Origin of the sequence: Couchioplanes caeruleus, assembly GCF_003751945.1 — a bacterium.
In the GTDB taxonomy this organism is placed as follows: domain Bacteria; phylum Actinomycetota; class Actinomycetes; order Mycobacteriales; family Micromonosporaceae; genus Actinoplanes; species Actinoplanes caeruleus.
In genome coordinates this window covers 6,016,399-6,031,644 of record NZ_RJKL01000001.1, presented here as the reverse complement: position 1 = coordinate 6,031,644, position 15,246 = coordinate 6,016,399, and the positions used below count along the sequence as shown (strand labels likewise).

Genomic DNA, 15,246 nt, shown 5'->3' with positions numbered 1-15,246 from the left:
GCCACGCGCCCGCCCCGCGCCGCCACCCTCTCCATGGCCCGCGCCCGCGTCGCGCCGCCACCCTCTGGCCCGCGCCCGCGTCGCGTTGCCGGCCTTCGCCGCTCGCCTTGCCGGCCTCCTCTCCCCGCCACTTCTTCCCCTTGGGTCCCTCCCTCCCCCCTCGCCCTCTCCTGCTCCGCCCTTCAGCCTTGTCCTTCCCTCGCTTCGCCCTTTCCGGCTTGCCTACCCGGCGCGGCGGGCGCAGCGCGAAAAATCTACAGCGGCGAGTCTAGAAATTGACACCTGACGGGCCTAACATCGTGGTGGTCGGCCACGCACAGCCGACACGCAACTGGCATAGACCCTGAGTTGGTTAAGGAGGACGAGATACCGCAGCAACGCGTAATCGCCACGTCCCCAAATCGACAAGAGGTGATCGCAGCCGATGCCCATCACTCCGGCCATCCGCTAGCGGCACGCAGGCGGAAAGGCCTTGCCGGCGACGGTCGGCATCAGAATTGAAAAGCCAAGGCCCCGGTAACCCGCCGGGGCCTTGGACTATGCGCCACCCGACTCTGGCCGCCCGCCCTCTCCGTCACCGGCCCTTGTGCCCCCCGGGCCGCCGCGCTCCACCCCGCGCTGCACCAGCCGACGCAGCGTCACCCCAGCCTTGCCCTACCTAGTCGTCGCACCACCCAGCACCACGTCACACAGCCTTTGTGCCACCCAGTCGTCGCACCACCCCGCACCGCATCACCCAACCTCTTGCGCCGCTGGCCGTTGCACCACCCGGCCGCCGCGTCACCCAGCCCGTTGCGCCGCTGGCCGTTGCACCACCCGGCCACCGCGTCACCCCGCCGCTTCGCCGCCCCTACCTTTGTGTCGTCCCGATCACGTGTATGTCCCCCGGAAGGCCCGATGACCACCACGCTCGACGACGCCGACTTCCCGGCGTACACCATGGGCCGCGCCGCCGGCATGCTCGGCGTGACGCCGGCGTTCCTACGCAGCCTCGGAACCGCCGGGCTGATCGAGCCGGAACGCTCGCTGGGCGGTCACCGGCGATACTCACGGCACCAGCTCGAGCTGGCCGGCCGGGTGCGCCAACTCCTCGACGAGGGCATTCTCCTGGCAGCCGCTTGCCGCATCGTCACCCTGGAAGACCGGCTCGCGGCGGCCCACCGCCGAATCATCGAACTCGGCGGCACCCTCACCCCCGACGACGACGCCAACCTGCCCACGCCAACGCACCCGGACATCGCCACGACGAACTACTACCCGACACCCCTGCCTGACCACTCCCCTCCAACACCACGAGACCACTCCCTTCCCACACCACGAGCCCGCTAGCACCGCGAAACCCCACCCCGAGCGACCATCACCCCGACCTGCTGGACGCGCCGGACGTGTTGCTAATCGCAGCACAAGCCGCCACTACCGACGACCAGCACGTGAGCCATCACCGCGAGCCGCCCCACCGCAGCCACCACCGCCAGCCAGCCACCGCCAGCCAGCCACCGCCAGCCAGCCACCGCCAGCCGGCCACCGCCAGCCGGCCACCGCCAGCCAGCCGCCGCCAGCCAGCCGCCGCCAGCCAGCCACCCACCGCCAGCCAGCCACCGCCAGCCAGCCACCGCGAACCGCCGAACCGCCGACTCCCAGCGCGGCGAGCCCGCCAGGCATCCTGAGCGCCAGCGCGAGCCCGGGCACGGGTGACTCGGTCAGCGCCAGTAGCGCGCTAGATTCGTGAACCGCCAGGGCCCGGGCGAACCCACGCACCGCCGCGAGCCCGCACACGCCTCGAACTCGGACAGATCCTGAACGCGGCCGCGAGCCAAACGTGCCGCAGTCGACTGGCCTTCGGCGCCGTGAGTGGCGCGGCGAATCAGGTCAGGCCGGTTGCGGCGAGGCTCGACTCCCACAGCCGTTCCGCGCGTTCCGGATCCGTCGACCGGCTCGTGGCACCGAAGGGGCGTTTCCACGCGAAGTAACCGCCCGGCACCAAGCCTTCCGCCTCCCTCGCCAGCCAGATCAACGTCTCGGCACCCCGCGCGGGTGTCCGAAACAGCACCGGCACCACTCCCACCAGGGAAAAAAGCGCGCTGCGCCGCCCGAAACGGCTGCGGATCAGGCCTGGGAAGAAGCAGGTCGGCACTATCCCGTACGGGGACCAGCGCCGCGCCGCCGCCACCGTGAAGAGGAGGTTGGCCTGCTTGCTGGCCCCGTACGCGAGCCACCTGCTGAGCTGACGCCGACCGGGACGCCGCACGTCCAGCGTGCCCCACGACTCGGCCGCGGAGCCGGTCGTGATCACCCGAGCCGGGCCGTCCGTGTCGGCCGTTTCCCGGAGCCGGTCAAGCAGCAGGTGGGTCAGCAGGAACCCGGCCAGGTGATTCGTCTGCATCGTCGGGTCGAAGCCGTCGGCGGTGGGCCGGCGAACGGCCGCGAGCTGACCGGCATTGTTGATCAGTACGTGCACCCGTTCGCGCTCCGCCGCCAGTCGCGTGCCCACCTCGTACACCTCGTCCAGCAAGGCGAAGTCGGCGCGATATGCCGCTGGTGTGCGCTTGCTCACCTCCCGAACCGCCTCCACGGCATGTCGCAGCCGTTCCGCGTCTCGTCCGAGCAGGACGAGCTCGTCACCGCCGCGGGCGAGTTCGACCGCGGTGGCCAGGCCTATGCCCGAGCTGGCTCCTGTGATCACCACCGTCCGATGCACCCGGACATTGGATCACCTCATTAGCGTGGACCCATGCTGCTGCGGATCATGGAGAGCCACGCCGTCCGCTTACGCGGTGCGACCGCCGGACTGGCGATCCTGGCGGGGGCGGGGGTCATGCTGGGCGCACTGGTCGCCGCGCCGGGCTCCTGGCTGCTGGGATACGTGAGCGAGGCGGGCACCGCGGCGGCGCCGTGGGCTTCCGCGTACCGATGGGGTTTGATCGTTCTCAGCGTCGGGGTGGCGCTGCTCGCGCTGGCGCTGCGGCCGCAGTCCCGACCGGTCGCCGCCCTGCTGGGCGGCACCGCCGTCTTCGGCGCCACGTCGGGAACCGTGCCGTGTACCAACCGGTGTCCCCTGCCGCCTTTCGAACCGACCACCGCGAGCGATGTGGTCCACTCCGCCGCCAGCATCGCCGGCATGGTCCTGCTGGCGGGCGCCATGCTTCTCGTCGCCGCGTCGGCCGCCTTCCGCCCCGCCGCACGTCGGCTCGCCGGCGTTCACGCCGCCCTCACCGTCCCCCTTGGTGGCGCGCTGGGGCTGATCATGCTCTTCGTTGGCCGCGGACCAGCGGGTGCGATCCTCGAACGGATCATGCTCGCTGTTGCCGTGAGCTGGCTCATCGGCACCTCCACATTGACGTTATTACGTAGTTCCGTAAGACTACCACCATGGATGCCTCAGCCGAACCCCTCGAGCACCGGGTCTCGGAGCTCGAACGCCGCCTCGCGGAACTGACCAGCACGGTCGAAGGCCGCACGCCTCGCGCCGGCGACCGGCGTCCGCCCGACGTCTTCTGGGCGCTGGAGGGACTCCGTGAGAGGGTCGGCGACGACAACGGAGGCGCCGTGCTCTTCACCGGCACGGTCCACCTGCCCACGGGTGAGCACTACGACTGGCAGTTCGGCACGGCAGTGGACGACATATTCGAATCCGACTGGTCCGATTGGGCCAGCACGCTCGGAGCTTTAGGCCATCCGGTCCGGCTGCTGCTACTGCGCCGAGTCCTGGCCGGCACGCGGACGGCTACGGAGCTCGCTGACGACGACGCGCTCGGGACCACCGGCCAGATCTACCATCACCTGCGCCAACTCGTCGCCGCCGGCTGGCTGCACTCGTCGGCCCGCGGGCAGTATGCCGTGCCCGGCGAGAGGGTCGTGCCCCTGCTCGTCGTCCTGTCCGGGGCACAGCGATGAGCGCACCCGCTCTCAACGCGGCGGTCGCGCTTCCCCAGCCACGCGAACGCGGCACGCCCGCGGCCGCCTCCGACCATTGGCGACGGCCTGGCCCGACGGCTCCCCAGCGGAGGGCGGACCTGGCCATCGGACTCGGTGTTGCGGCGCTCGCCGTTCTGAACGTCGTCCTGGCCCGCAGTGCCGGCATCTTCGCCAGCGCGAACCCGCCGTCCCTCGCCGAGCAGACCTGCTGGGCCTTGGCGGTCACCCTTCCGCTGATATGGCGTCGCACCAGCCCTGAGATCGTCTCGATCGTCGTCGCCGTAGCCTTCATCGCCGAGCAGTACCGCGGCGTGCAGGAGCAGCAGGTGGCCTCGGGGGCGATCTTCGCTGCGATCTACGCTTTAGGCGCCTGGGGACGCGATCGGTCACGGGCCCGCTGGCTGCGGCTGGGAATCATCGCGGCGATGTTCGTATGGCTCGCCGTCGCCTGGCTGATGGCCCACGACGAGCTGCCGGCCGACGGCATGCCGGGAGCCTCGGGCGAGCTGCCGCCCCTACTGGCTTCAATCATCAACGGCGTCCTCATCAACGGGCTCTTTTTCGGCTTCGCCTACCTGTTCGGCGAGACGGCGTGGCAGGCGGCGCGCCGACGGCATCAGCTCGAGGAACAGGCCGCCCAGCTTCGCGCGGCCCAGGCACTGATCAGCGAGCAGGCGGTGCTGGGCGAGCGGGTCCGCATCGCCCGCGAGCTGCACGACGTCGTGGCACACCACGTCTCGGTCATGGGAATCCAGGCCTCGGCGAGCCGCCGGGCGATGGACCGGAACCCGGAGCTCGCCCGCACCGCCCTCTCCGCGATCGAGCAGTGCTCCCGCACCGCGGTGGACGAGCTGCGCCGGATGCTGGGCGCCCTGCGGGCCGCGGATCGCCCGGGTGACGGGGAGGGACTTCCGCACCAGCGTTCCGTCGACAATCCGGCCGGAATAGAGCGCGTGGAAGAGCTCGTCGACCGGGCTCGCGCGGCTGGCCTGGAGGGACGGCTCGGCGTGCACGGCACGCCCCGGACGGTGCCGGAGTCCGTCTCGCAGGCGGCATACCGCATCGTGCAGGAGGCCGTCACCAACACACTCAAGCATGCGAACGCGACGATGATCGACGTCCGGATCCGTTACCTCGTCCATGATCTCGAGCTCGACATCGCCGACGACGGGCGCGGCGACGCGTCCGGCACGGCGAGCGGCCTCGGTCTGATCGGCATGCGCGAGCGAGTCGCCGTGCACGACGGCAACCTCGAAACTGGCACCCGCATCGGCGGCGGCTTCCGCGTGCGCGCCCGCCTGCCGATCGCGCCGGATACCGAAACCTCGGCGGTGCCGGGCACCAACACCACAGGAGAGCCGTCTTGACCAGCCCCCGCAGCGCCGCCTTTGCCAGCGCCGGCTCAAACCCCGTCGAACCGACGCCCGTGGCCGCACCGCTCATCCAGACCACGGAAGCCGCGCCAGTCTCACCGCCTGCCGAGTCCACGCCGGCAGCCCGCTCCGCCGGAGCGACACAACCGGTAGGGGTCGCGCCAGCCTCAGACCCAGCGGGGGCCGCCCATCCAGCAGGAGCCTCGAGGGTGGCGAAGATCCGGCTATTGCTTGCGGACGACCATGACCTGGTGCGGTCCGGACTGCGTGCCATCCTCGAGTGCGAGGACGATCTGGAGGTCGTCGCCGAGGCCTCGGACGGATTACGGGCGGTGGAGCTCGCCCGGCTCACCGGGCCCGACGTCGTGCTCATGGACGTGGAGATGCCTGGGATGGACGGGCTAACGGCCACCCGGCAAATCACCGCCACAGACGGGCCGTCGGTGCTCATCCTGACCACATTCGACCGTGACGACTACTTGTTCGCCGCGCTCCAGGCCGGCGCCTGCGGGTTCCTGCTGAAGAACAGCACCCCGGAGACCCTCGTCGACGCCGTCCGGGTCATCGCCCGCGGTGACGGCCTACTTGCTCCCGCGGTCACCCGCCGGGTCATCGCCACCTTCGCCAGTCCCGGTGCCGTGCGCTCGCGGGAGTCCGCTACCAAGCTGGCCGAGCTCACGCCCCGCGAACACGAGGTCTTTGTGCACCTGGCCGGCGGTGCGACGAACGCCGAGATCGCGAGCGCCCTGCACCTGGGCGAGACGACGGTGAAGACGCACGTCAGCCGAGTGCTGATGAAGATCGGCGCGCGGGACCGCACGCAGGCCGTCGTACTCGCGTACGAGCTCGGCGTCGTCCGGCCCGGCGGCTGAGGTACGGCACGATGCCCGCCCTGTCGCACATGTCGAGCGAATCCGCTCGGTATCTCTGCCCACTCGTTGGTCAAGCCCGCCCGTGGGGCAAGCCCGCCCGTGGGGCAAGCCCGCCCGTGGGGCAAGCCGCCCGTGGGGCAAGCCCGGCCGTGGGCAGGCCCGCACGTGAGTTAAGCCCGCTCGTGGGCAGGCCCGCACGTGAGTCAGGCCCGCACGTGAGTCAAGCCCGCCCTCGGGACAAGCCCGCCCGTGGGGCAAGCCCGCCCGCGAGACAAGCCGATCAGCAGGCTGTGGATCGGCGGCTAGAAGAACGCGATCTCTCTGCCCGCTCGTGGACGGGCCCGCCTGTGGGATGAGCGCGCTCGTTGACTTTGGTCGGTGGTTGGCCAGGCCTCCTGCTTGTCGGCGAGTCTGCGTCTGCCAGCCGGGCGGGAGATCGGGAGCGACCGGGTCCTCCTCAAGGAGGACGTTGGTGGTCGTTCGCGGGCCGGACGCCGCCGGCTTCCGCTCCACCTAGCGTTAGGGAATGACCAAAGTGCTGACCGTTGACACCGTGAGCCGTAGTTTCGGGGATCGGCAGGTGCTCAAGGATGTTTCGTTCACCGTGGAGCCCGGCCGGATGACCGGATTCGTCGGCGCCAACGGGGCCGGGAAGACGACGACGATGCGGATCATGCTCGGGGTGCTCGCCGCCGACAGTGGTGAGGTCAAGTGGCGTGGTGCGCCTGTTACCCGGCAGGCGCGGCAGCGGTTCGGTTACATGCCCGAGGAGCGTGGGCTCTATCCGAAGATGAGCGTGACCGACCAGGTTGTCTACCTGGGTCGGCTGCACGGGATGTCCGCTGCGGACGCTCGGCGGAATACGGCCGCCCTGCTGGAACGTCTCGGCCTCGGTGAGCGCGCCGGCGACCACGTCGAGAAGCTTTCCCTGGGCAACCAGCAGCGGGTGCAGATCGCCGCTGCGCTCGTACACGATCCGGAGGTGCTCGTGCTCGACGAGCCGTTCTCCGGTCTCGACCCGCTCGCCGTCGACGTGGTCGTCGGCGTTCTGCGGGAGCGTGCTTCCGCCGGCACGCCGGTGCTGTTCTCCAGCCACCAACTGGATGTCGTCGAGCGGCTCTGCGACGACCTGGTGATCATCGCGGACGGGTCCATCCGCGCCGCCGGGTCGCGGCAAGAGCTTCGGGCCGCTTACGCGCTTCCCCGGTTCGCGATCGAGGTCGAGGCGGACGCCGGGTGGCTGCGTGACCATCCCGGCCTCACCCTTGTCGACCTGGACGGCGCCCGGGCCGTGTTCGACCTCGCGCCCGGCGTCGATGACCAGCCGGTTCTGCACGCGGCCCTCGCGCGGGGGCCGGTCCGTTCCTTCGGCGCGGTCGCCCCGTCGCTCACCGAGATCTTCCGAGAGGTGACCCAGTGACCACCTTCCAGGCCATCCAGTTGGTCGCGGCCCGCGAGCTGCGGGTCAAGCTGCGGGACAAGACCTTCATCTTCAGCACCGTGTTCTTCCTGTTCATCGCGGTCGCGAGCACCGTGCTGCCGGCCCTGTTCGACGGCGGTCCCACCAAGGTCGCCGTCTCCAACGGTGCAGCCGGAGTCCCTCTGCAACGCGCCGGGCTCGACGCAGGCACGGTCGGCGCCGTTCTGCAGCGCGCGGAACTCGACGTACGCACGGTTGTCGACGACGCAGCCGCCGAGCGGGCCCTGCGCGACGGCGACGTCGAAGCCGCGGTGATCGCCGGCCCGACGGTGCTCGCCATGGAGGAGGCACCGTCCGATGTGGTGAGCGCTCTCAGCGCGGCCCCGTCGGTACGCCTGCTCGAGCCGGACGAGGTCGACCCGTTCCTCAAGTTCATCGTGCCGTTCGCGCTCGCCTTCCTCTTCTTCATCACGTCCTTCACCTTCGGCTTGCAGATCGCCCAGAGCGTGACCGAGGAGAAACAGACCCGCATCGTGGAGATCCTCGTGGCCAGCGTGCCGGTACGTGCGCTGCTCGCGGGCAAGGTGGCCGCGCTGACCCTGCTTGCCTTCGGGCAGATCGCCCTGATCGCGCTCGTGGCGACCGTCGGCATGCGGATCGCCGACGTGGACGCGCATGTGGTCAGCCTGGTCGGACCGGCGATGGGTTGGTTCCTGCCCTTCTTCACGCTCGGCTTCGTCATGCTCGCCACCCTGTGGGCGGGGGTCGGCGCCCTGGTCACGCGACAAGAGGACGTCGCGGGAGCGTCGACCCCGCTCCAGATGGCGGTCATGCTGCCGTTCTTCGCGGTCCTCTTCCTGACGGACAACGAGGCCGCGATGCGCATCCTGTCCTACATCCCGCTGTCGTCACCGATCGCGATGCCGATCCGCCTCTTCAACGGAGAGGCGGCCGCGTGGGAACCGATCGTGTCGCTGGGTCTGCTCGCGATCTCGGCGGTGATTTTCCTCGGGTTGGGCGCCCGCATCTACGAGGGGTCGCTGCTGCGGACCAACGGCCGCACTTCCCTTGCCGCGGCGTGGCGTAGCCGGTCGTCGGTGGGCTGACCGAGCCGGAGGCGGTTCCGTCCCGCGCTCGGGGCGGAACCCGCCTGGCCGGCCGATCGGGGGCGGTCGTCCCGACGGCGGTTCCGTCCCGCGCTCGGGGCGGAACCCGCCTGGCCGGCCGGTCGGGGCGGTCGTCCCGACGGAACGAAGCCGGGCCGGCAAGGCCGACCGGGTGGACCAGGCGGATGGACCGGGCAGGACGGACCAGACCAGACCGGCCAGGGGCCAGACGGCGCCGGGCCACGCTGGCCGGGGCCGGGGCAAGGATCAGGCCGAGGGCAAGGGTCAGGCCGGAGCCAGGCCAGGCCAGAGCCAGGCCAGGCCCTCCGTGCCCGGCGAGGGGAAATAGAGCCTGGACGGTGGCACGGTGTCGGCCAACATCGGGTAGGCCTGTCCCTGAGGCAGCGTGAGCCGTGGTGCGCCGGGCGGTATGGACGGTTGCGGTGGGTCAGACGGCGCGGCGGACGACGTTGAGGAGGGATTGCTCCACTTCCTCGATGCTGCGGTCCGGTTGGAAGACCAGCCAGTCGACCGCCACGACCAGGCCCACTCCGAAGAGAGCCGATGAGGCCACCCGGACGTCCAGGTCGGCGGGGAGGTCGCCTGCCTTCACTCCCGCCTTCAGCGTTTCCGCGATCACGCTGATCGCCTGTTCGCGGAGCAGCACCAGGGTCTGCTGCCACTCGCGGTTCGTTCGCCACATCTCCGAGAGCAGGAGCTGCGCGAACGCCTGGTAGCGCCGGATGTACTCGAGCTGGGTACGTACCAGCGCCGCCACCGCCTCACGGGGTGGCAGGCCTTCGACCGCGGCTCGGAACTCATCGGTGAGCAGGCCGATGCCGTGTGTCAGCAGTTCCTCGAAGAGCGCCGTCTTCGAGGCGAAGTTGTAGTAGACCGTTCCCTTGGCGACCTTCGCCCGCAGTGCGATGTCGTCGACCGTCGTCGCCGAGAAGCCCTGTTCGGCGATCAGTTCCACCGCTGCCTCGTACAGGCGTTGGCGGGTGTCATTCCGCCTGCGGGTTCTTCCATCCACGGTTGTCAGATCACCAGTTCCACAGTTGTCAGATCACCAGTTCCGGGTGCAGGTCCGACGGGGTCAGGCGGCGCTTACGAAGGGCTACCGCCACCGTCAGCGCCAGGGCGGCCGCGCCGTAGCCGAGCAGCGCGAGAGCGCCGGTCATCACCGTACCTGTCGATCCTCCGTCGATTGCGTGGCGCAACGCCGCTACGACGTACGTCATCGGCAGGAACGGGTGTACCGCCTGGAAGAAGCCCGGCGTGGTCTGCACCGGGTAAGTGCCGCCGGATGAGGTGAGCTGCAGCATCAGCAGGGCCAGCGCCACGATGCGGCCCGCGGGGCCGAGGGCCGCGCCAACCAGTTGCATGATCGCGGCGAAGGCCGTCGCGGTGAGCATCAGCAGACCCAGGGTCACTGCGGGGTTGTGCGGGCCGAGGCCGAGCCCGAACACCACCACGACGAAGAGCAGCAGCGCCTGCGCGAAGCCGATCGCCACGGCCGGCAGGAGACCGGCCAGCACCACGCGGTGCGGTGGTGCGCCTGAGACGACGTAGCGCCTGTTCAGCGGCCGCAGGACCATGAAAGTGATCATCGCACCGACCCACAGCGCAAGCGCCAGGAAGTACGGCGCGAAGCCCACGCCGTAGGTCGCCGCCGGGTTGCGGACGGTGCGATCCACTCGCACCGGGTCGGCGAGCAGGTCCGCACGGTCCGACGGGTCCTTCCCGTAGCCGGGGATCTCATCGGCGCCGTCGCTCAGGCCCGATGCGAGTTCGTCCGTCCCTTTGCGCAGGTCGCCGAGGCCCTTGGCGAGCTGGCGGCCGCCGTCCGAGAGTTCCAGCAGGCCATTGTCGAGTCGGCGGGCGCCGGAGGCGAGCTCGAAGACGCCGCCGCGGATCGCCACCGCGCCTGCCGCGGCGTCCGAGTTGCCGTTACTGATCTTCTGCGCACCGGTCGCGATCTGGCCGAGTGCGGCGGCCAACTTGTCCATCTTGGCGCGGGCACCGACGATGTCGTCGGCAAGATGCGGCGCGACGTCCGCGATCTCCCGCGCGGTGCTCGCCACGTCCTTCAGGCGCTTACCCCACGCCTCCAGGTCTGCGTCGTCGATGGCGGAACGGATCTGCTGTGCCGCGGTGAGGAGCTGCTTCGCGTAAGCCCGCGCTTCGGCGATCCCCGGCGTGGTGTCCGGCAGTCCGTCCAGGTAGTTCTGCAACTTCGTCGCGTTCGCCACCGCGTCGTCGGCGGCCTTGTCGAGCCGGTGGACGTTCTTGGACAACACGTCGGCGCCACGGGCCACGAGGTTCGCCCCGGTCTCGATGAGTTGGGCGTTCTCGCGCAGCATCGGTTCGTACTTGTCGGCGGCGGCGCCGATGGCCGTCGCGAACTGACGGGTGCCGTCTGCGGCTTGCCGCGTACGCCGTGCGAGCTCGGCCGAGCCGCTCTTCAGGGTGACCAAACCGCTGGCCAGTTGGTCCATGCGGTTGGCGGCCGTCCCGAGGCCGCCCGCGATCTTGCCGGCGCCCTTCTCGGAGGCGTCGATGCCACCCTCGACCTTCTTCGCGCCGCCGTGAAGGTCGGTGGCGCCGTTGTCGATCTTGTTCGCACCGTCGGCGGCTTTCTGCGTCTCCTGCTTGAGGTCCGTGAAGCCGATCAGCATCTTGTCGAAGTAGCCGGACTGGGCGCTCTGCGCGGCGGCGGTCCGGACCTCGTCGAACACCGTCCGGGAGAACACGCCGGACAGGTAATTGGTCGCGTCATCGTTGATGACGATGAGCTGCGCGGGCTTGGGCGTGGCGTCGGCGTCGGGACCGGTGGTGAGGTTCGCGGAGAAGTCCCGGGGGATCCGCAGCGACAGTTGGTAACGGCCGTCGACGAGTCCGTCCTCGGCCTCCCGCTCGTCGGTGACGTGCCAGTCGAAGATCTCGCGTTCGATGAGCTCGTCGGCGAGGTCCTTGCCGGCGTGCACCTTGGTGCCGTCGGTCGCGGTCGCCTCGACGTCCTCGACGACGAGCGCGACGGGTACGTGGTTGAGGCGCCCGTAGGGATCCCAGAAGGCATACAGGTAGAGCGCGCCGTAGAGCAGCGGGATGACGCAGATGACGACGAGGGCGGCGGCGGGGAGCCGGCCGCGGAGGAACCGCCGCAGCTCGAAGCCGGCCAGGCGCAGGCTGGAGGTTCCGGTCACTTGTTCGCTCCGAGGTGGTCGATGGGGTGGTCATGGTCGTCAGACGCGGATACCGAAACGGCCTCGACCGGCTCGGCAATCGGCTCGGTGATCGGCTCGTCGACCGGCTCCGCGTCAGCCGCAGGCTCGACCGACGAAGCAGCCACAGACTCGACCGACTCCGCGTCGACCGCAGGCTCGACCGACTCCGCATCGGCCGCAGGCTCGTCCGACGAAGCAGCCACAGACTCGCTCGACGAAGCAGCCACGGGCTCGACCGACTCCGCGTCGGCCACAGACTCGACCGACCCCGCGTCGGCCACAGGCTCGACCGACGAAGCAGCCACGGGCTCAGGCGCGGGCTCGGCCACAAGGGACGTTGGAAGGGAATCCGAGCCGGCGGGCGCCTGGGCCGCTGCGGAGGCAGGCGCCGAGGCCGCTACGGTGGCAGGGGCAGAGGCCGCCGCTGTGGGGACGGCGGCTGCAGGGACGGCGGCTGCAGGAACGGCGATCGGCACCGTCGCGATCGTGTCCGTCTTGTCGACCGGACCGCCGCCAGCGACCGGCTCGCCGACCGCACCGCCCAGACGCACCACTGTGGATACCAGAGCCTCCTCGACCTCCCGCGCCGCGACCAGCACCGTGACACCCTCCGCCGCCAGGTCGGCGATCAGGCGCCACAGCGCCTCCCGCTCTCCCGCGTCGAGCCCCTCGTCCACCGCGTCGACGGCGACGACCTGCGGCTCGCCGATCCGGGCCAGAACCAGACCCAGAACCCGCTTCTCGTACGGGCTGAGCGTGAACCCTTTGGCCGCCGGATCGAGTCCGTGCAGCACCACCTCGTCCGCTCGTCGTCCAATGAGGAGAGCCCTCTCCCGGACGTGCTCGGCAACGGTCAGGACGGACTCCGGTTCGCAGACGCCGGGCACGTACCCGAGGGCGGCCGCGCCGGCGAGCTCGACCCGGCCGGCGGAGAGCTTGAAACGCTGGGACAGGGCCAGCAGGACCGTGGTTCGCCCGCTGCCGGGCGGCCCGACGATCGCGACGACGTCGCCTGCCGAGGCGGAGACGTCCAGGTCGCGGAAGAGCCACTGGCGGTTACGGCGTACACCCGCGCCGCGCGCGCTGAGGACCGACATGATGAGAGCACCCACTTTGCACTGACTGGTCAGTGCAAAAACATACCGGCGGCGATGGCCGCCGACCTCCTCCCGTGGTCGACCTCACTCATGGACGCCGATACGTTCGGTGACCTCTCCATGGCGGACCGAACGGGGCATAACTCGACAAAGTCACATGGCTGTTCGGTAGACCGTGGCTCGCCCCACAGGGCAGGATCACACCATGGCGCAGCGATGGGGCATGACGATTCCACTGGGCGGGGTTCCGCTCGCCGATCACGCCGCGGTGTTCGCGGCGCTGAGCGACGCAGGGTTCACGGATCTGTGGTCGAGCGAGGTGAACGGCGCCGACGCCTTCACACCCCTCACCCTCGCCGCGGCCTGGCAGCCCCGCGCCCGTCTCGGCACCGCCATCACGCCCGTCTTCACCCGCGGTCCGGGACTGTTGGCGATGACCGCCGCCTCCCTCGCCGAGGCCGCACCGGGCCGCTTCCAGTTGGGCATCGGCGCCTCGTCACCCGTGGTCGTCGGCGACTGGAACGCCGCCGACTTCGCCCGGCCGTACGCGCGCAGCCGCGACATGCTCCGATTCCTGCGCGCCGCGCTCGCCGGGGAGACGGTCGACCGGTCCTTCGAGACGTTCGAGATCCGCCGATTCCGTCTCGAGCGCCCACCGGCGGTCCCGCCGCGGATCCTGCTGGCCGCCCTGCGTCCCGCCATGCTGCGCCTGGCCGCGGCCGAGGCCGACGGCGTGATCCTGAACTGGCTCGCCGCCACCGACGTCCCCCGCGTCCTGGCCGAGGCCAAGTCCGAGGATCCGGACTTCGACGTGGTCGCCCGCATCTTCGTGTGCCCCACCGCGGACGCCGCCTATGCCCGCACCATCGGTCGCCGCCTGATCGCCGCCTACCTGACCGTCCCGGCATACCTGGAGTTCCATCGCTGGCTGGGCCGCGAGCCGGAGCTCGCTCCGATGTGGAAGGCGTGGGCCGCGGGTGACCGCAAGACGGCCCTCGCCGCCATCCCCGACGAGGTGGTCGACGAGCTCGTCGTGCACGGGGCTCCCGAGGAGTGCCGCGCGAAGGTCGCCCGCTACGCCGAGGCGGGCGTGCAGGTGCCGGTCATGGCGCTCCTGCCCACCCCCGAGCTCGAAAAGCAGGGACCCACGGCCCTGGCCACGCTCATCGCCGCACTCGGCCCCGCGTAGAAACGGCGCCCGACCCCGCGGGAAGACAGCACCCGACCCGCGCGGGAAGACAGCACCCGACCCGCGCGGGGAGACAGCACCCGACCCGCGCGGAAAGACAGCACCCGACCCACGTGGCAACGGCGCCCCCGCCTCCGTAAGGGAAACGACGCCGACCCCACGGAGAGGCGACGCTCAATCCGGTCTAGAAGAGGATGGTCGCGAAGCTGCCCTGCTGCACGAATCCACACCGCGCATATACCCGCCGGGCGGCGGTGTTGTAGTCGTTCACATACAGGCTCACCGTGGGCGCCACCCGCCGCAGGGCGTCATGCACCACCGTCGCCATCGCCGCGGCCGCCAGTCCGCGGCCGCGGTATTCCGGGTCGACCCAGACGCCCTGCACCTGGGTCGTGCGCCGGGTCACGATCGCCAGCTCGGCCTTGAAGATCACCCGGTCGCCGACGAACCGGGCGTAGGCCCGCCGTCCCCGCACCAGCTCGGCGATGCGCCGCTTGTAGCCACGGCCGCCGTCGTCGAGCAGGGGTGACACGCCGACCTCCTCGGTATACATCGCCACCGCGGCCGGGAAGAGCTGGTCGACCTCCTTGAGCGTGACCAGCCGCACGGCCGGGTCCGGCGCGACCGGCGCGTCCCGGTCGGCGATCAGCAGCGGCTGGTGCGGCCGGACGTCGCGGGCCGGCCCCCAGTGCCCGCCGAGGCGGTCCCACAGCTCCAGCACCGCGTCGGCGCGGCCGATGATCGAGGAGCAGACGCGGGGGTCCGCTCCGAGCAGGTCCGCGAACGCGGCGAGCGCGGGAGGCGTCGCGCAGACCGGCACCAGATGGGCCCCCGACCAGCACAGGGACTCGACGCTGCGGCCCGTGCCGTAGCCGAAGATCCGCCCGTCCGATCGCCACCAGTTGAGCCCATGCGCCGCCACGCGCTCGGCGATCTGGGCGCCGGCGTACGGGTCTTGGTCAAGGATCCGCTCGACCGTCGCGCGCTCGGGCTCCCCGAGTTGGCGAATGGGCACCGTCAGCACAGGTATCAGATTGCCAGATGGCA

At 70.5% G+C, this 15,246-nt stretch carries 13 protein-coding genes; 8 read left to right on the top strand and 5 right to left on the bottom strand.

Translation table 11 applies throughout. The annotated features are described in order from the left end of the window. Positions 1-897 precede the first annotated feature (897 nt). Positions 898-1,329, top strand: coding sequence for a MerR family transcriptional regulator (locus EDD30_RS41810; protein ID WP_084557548.1), 432 nt, complete (start codon positions 898-900; stop codon positions 1,327-1,329). 535 nt (positions 1,330-1,864) lie between these two features. On the opposite strand, the gene EDD30_RS27070 is transcribed toward EDD30_RS41810, so the two are convergent. Continuing rightward, positions 1,865-2,686 (bottom strand): SDR family NAD(P)-dependent oxidoreductase, encoded by an 822-nt coding sequence (locus EDD30_RS27070; protein WP_071809083.1) that lies wholly within the window; start codon positions 2,684-2,686, stop codon positions 1,865-1,867. Between the two features lie 45 nt (positions 2,687-2,731). Here EDD30_RS27070 and EDD30_RS27065 point away from each other — a divergent pair, with 45 nt between their 5' ends. The 6 genes from EDD30_RS27065 to EDD30_RS27040 all read left to right on the top strand — a co-directional run bounded on the left by EDD30_RS27065 (position 2,732) and on the right by EDD30_RS27040 (position 8,686). Beyond that, positions 2,732-3,436, top strand: a complete 705-nt coding sequence (locus EDD30_RS27065; RefSeq protein ID WP_071809053.1) for a DUF998 domain-containing protein — start codon at positions 2,732-2,734, stop codon at positions 3,434-3,436. Beyond that, positions 3,370-3,894 (top strand): helix-turn-helix domain-containing protein, encoded by a 525-nt coding sequence (locus tag EDD30_RS27060; RefSeq protein ID WP_071809052.1) that lies wholly within the window; start codon positions 3,370-3,372, stop codon positions 3,892-3,894. The genes EDD30_RS27065 and EDD30_RS27060 overlap by 67 nt, the downstream gene beginning before the upstream one ends. After that, positions 3,891-5,282, top strand: a complete 1,392-nt coding sequence (locus EDD30_RS27055; protein ID WP_071809051.1) for a sensor histidine kinase — start codon at positions 3,891-3,893, stop codon at positions 5,280-5,282. The genes EDD30_RS27060 and EDD30_RS27055 overlap by 4 nt, the downstream gene beginning before the upstream one ends. A gap of 215 nt (positions 5,283-5,497) precedes the next feature. Next, positions 5,498-6,160 (top strand): response regulator, encoded by a 663-nt coding sequence (locus EDD30_RS27050; protein ID WP_071809050.1) that lies wholly within the window; start codon positions 5,498-5,500, stop codon positions 6,158-6,160. Between the two features lie 526 nt (positions 6,161-6,686). Further along, positions 6,687-7,580 (top strand): ABC transporter ATP-binding protein, encoded by an 894-nt coding sequence (locus EDD30_RS27045; protein WP_084557546.1) that lies wholly within the window; start codon positions 6,687-6,689, stop codon positions 7,578-7,580. Further along, positions 7,577-8,686: an ABC transporter permease gene (locus EDD30_RS27040; protein WP_071809049.1), complete on the top strand. Its 1,110-nt coding sequence runs from the start codon at positions 7,577-7,579 to the stop codon at positions 8,684-8,686. Before EDD30_RS27045 ends, EDD30_RS27040 begins: the two co-directional genes overlap by 4 nt. Positions 8,687-9,134: 448 nt before the next feature. Here EDD30_RS27040 and EDD30_RS27035 read toward each other — a convergent pair whose 3' ends face one another. Genes EDD30_RS27035 through EDD30_RS27025 form a run of 3 tightly spaced genes read right to left on the bottom strand, consistent with a single transcriptional unit; the run spans position 9,135 to position 13,010 of the window. After that, the gene (locus tag EDD30_RS27035; RefSeq protein ID WP_071809048.1) at positions 9,135-9,719 is read right to left on the bottom strand and encodes a TetR/AcrR family transcriptional regulator; all 585 of its coding nucleotides are present in this window, start codon (positions 9,717-9,719) and stop codon (positions 9,135-9,137) included. Between the two features lie 28 nt (positions 9,720-9,747). Continuing rightward, positions 9,748-11,892, bottom strand: a complete 2,145-nt coding sequence (locus EDD30_RS27030) for a YhgE/Pip family protein (RefSeq protein ID WP_071809047.1) — start codon at positions 11,890-11,892, stop codon at positions 9,748-9,750. Further along, on the bottom strand, positions 11,889-13,010 hold the full coding sequence (locus EDD30_RS27025) for an ABC transporter ATP-binding protein (protein ID WP_084557550.1): 1,122 nt from the start codon (positions 13,008-13,010) through the stop codon (positions 11,889-11,891). Before EDD30_RS27025 ends, EDD30_RS27030 begins: the two co-directional genes overlap by 4 nt. Positions 13,011-13,233: 223 nt before the next feature. Here EDD30_RS27025 and EDD30_RS27020 point away from each other — a divergent pair, with 223 nt between their 5' ends. Beyond that, entirely contained in the window at positions 13,234-14,199 is a 966-nt protein-coding gene (locus tag EDD30_RS27020; protein WP_071809079.1) for an LLM class F420-dependent oxidoreductase, read from the top strand. 184 nt (positions 14,200-14,383) lie between these two features. Here the strand turns inward: EDD30_RS27020 and EDD30_RS27015 are convergent, their stop codons facing one another. Further along, positions 14,384-15,223 carry a GNAT family N-acetyltransferase gene (locus tag EDD30_RS27015; protein ID WP_071809045.1) on the bottom strand — a complete coding sequence of 280 codons (840 nt, stop codon included), beginning with the start codon at positions 15,221-15,223 and terminating at the stop codon, positions 14,384-14,386. Between the last annotated feature and the right edge of the window lie 23 nt (positions 15,224-15,246).

Excerpts from the sequence above, each read along its gene's own strand:
- EDD30_RS41810 (WP_084557548.1), top strand. The coding sequence starts at position 898 with ATGACCACCACGCTCGACGACGCCGACTTCCCGGCGTACACCATGGGC.
- EDD30_RS27065 (WP_071809053.1), top strand. The coding sequence starts at position 2,732 with ATGCTGCTGCGGATCATGGAGAGCCACGCCGTCCGCTTACGCGGTGCG.
- EDD30_RS27060 (WP_071809052.1), top strand. The coding sequence starts at position 3,370 with ATGGATGCCTCAGCCGAACCCCTCGAGCACCGGGTCTCGGAGCTCGAA.
- EDD30_RS27055 (WP_071809051.1), top strand. The coding sequence starts at position 3,891 with ATGAGCGCACCCGCTCTCAACGCGGCGGTCGCGCTTCCCCAGCCACGC.
- EDD30_RS27045 (WP_084557546.1), top strand. The coding sequence starts at position 6,687 with ATGACCAAAGTGCTGACCGTTGACACCGTGAGCCGTAGTTTCGGGGAT.
- EDD30_RS27025 (WP_084557550.1), bottom strand. The coding sequence starts at position 13,010 with ATGTCGGTCCTCAGCGCGCGCGGCGCGGGTGTACGCCGTAACCGCCAG.
- EDD30_RS27020 (WP_071809079.1), top strand. The coding sequence starts at position 13,234 with ATGACGATTCCACTGGGCGGGGTTCCGCTCGCCGATCACGCCGCGGTG.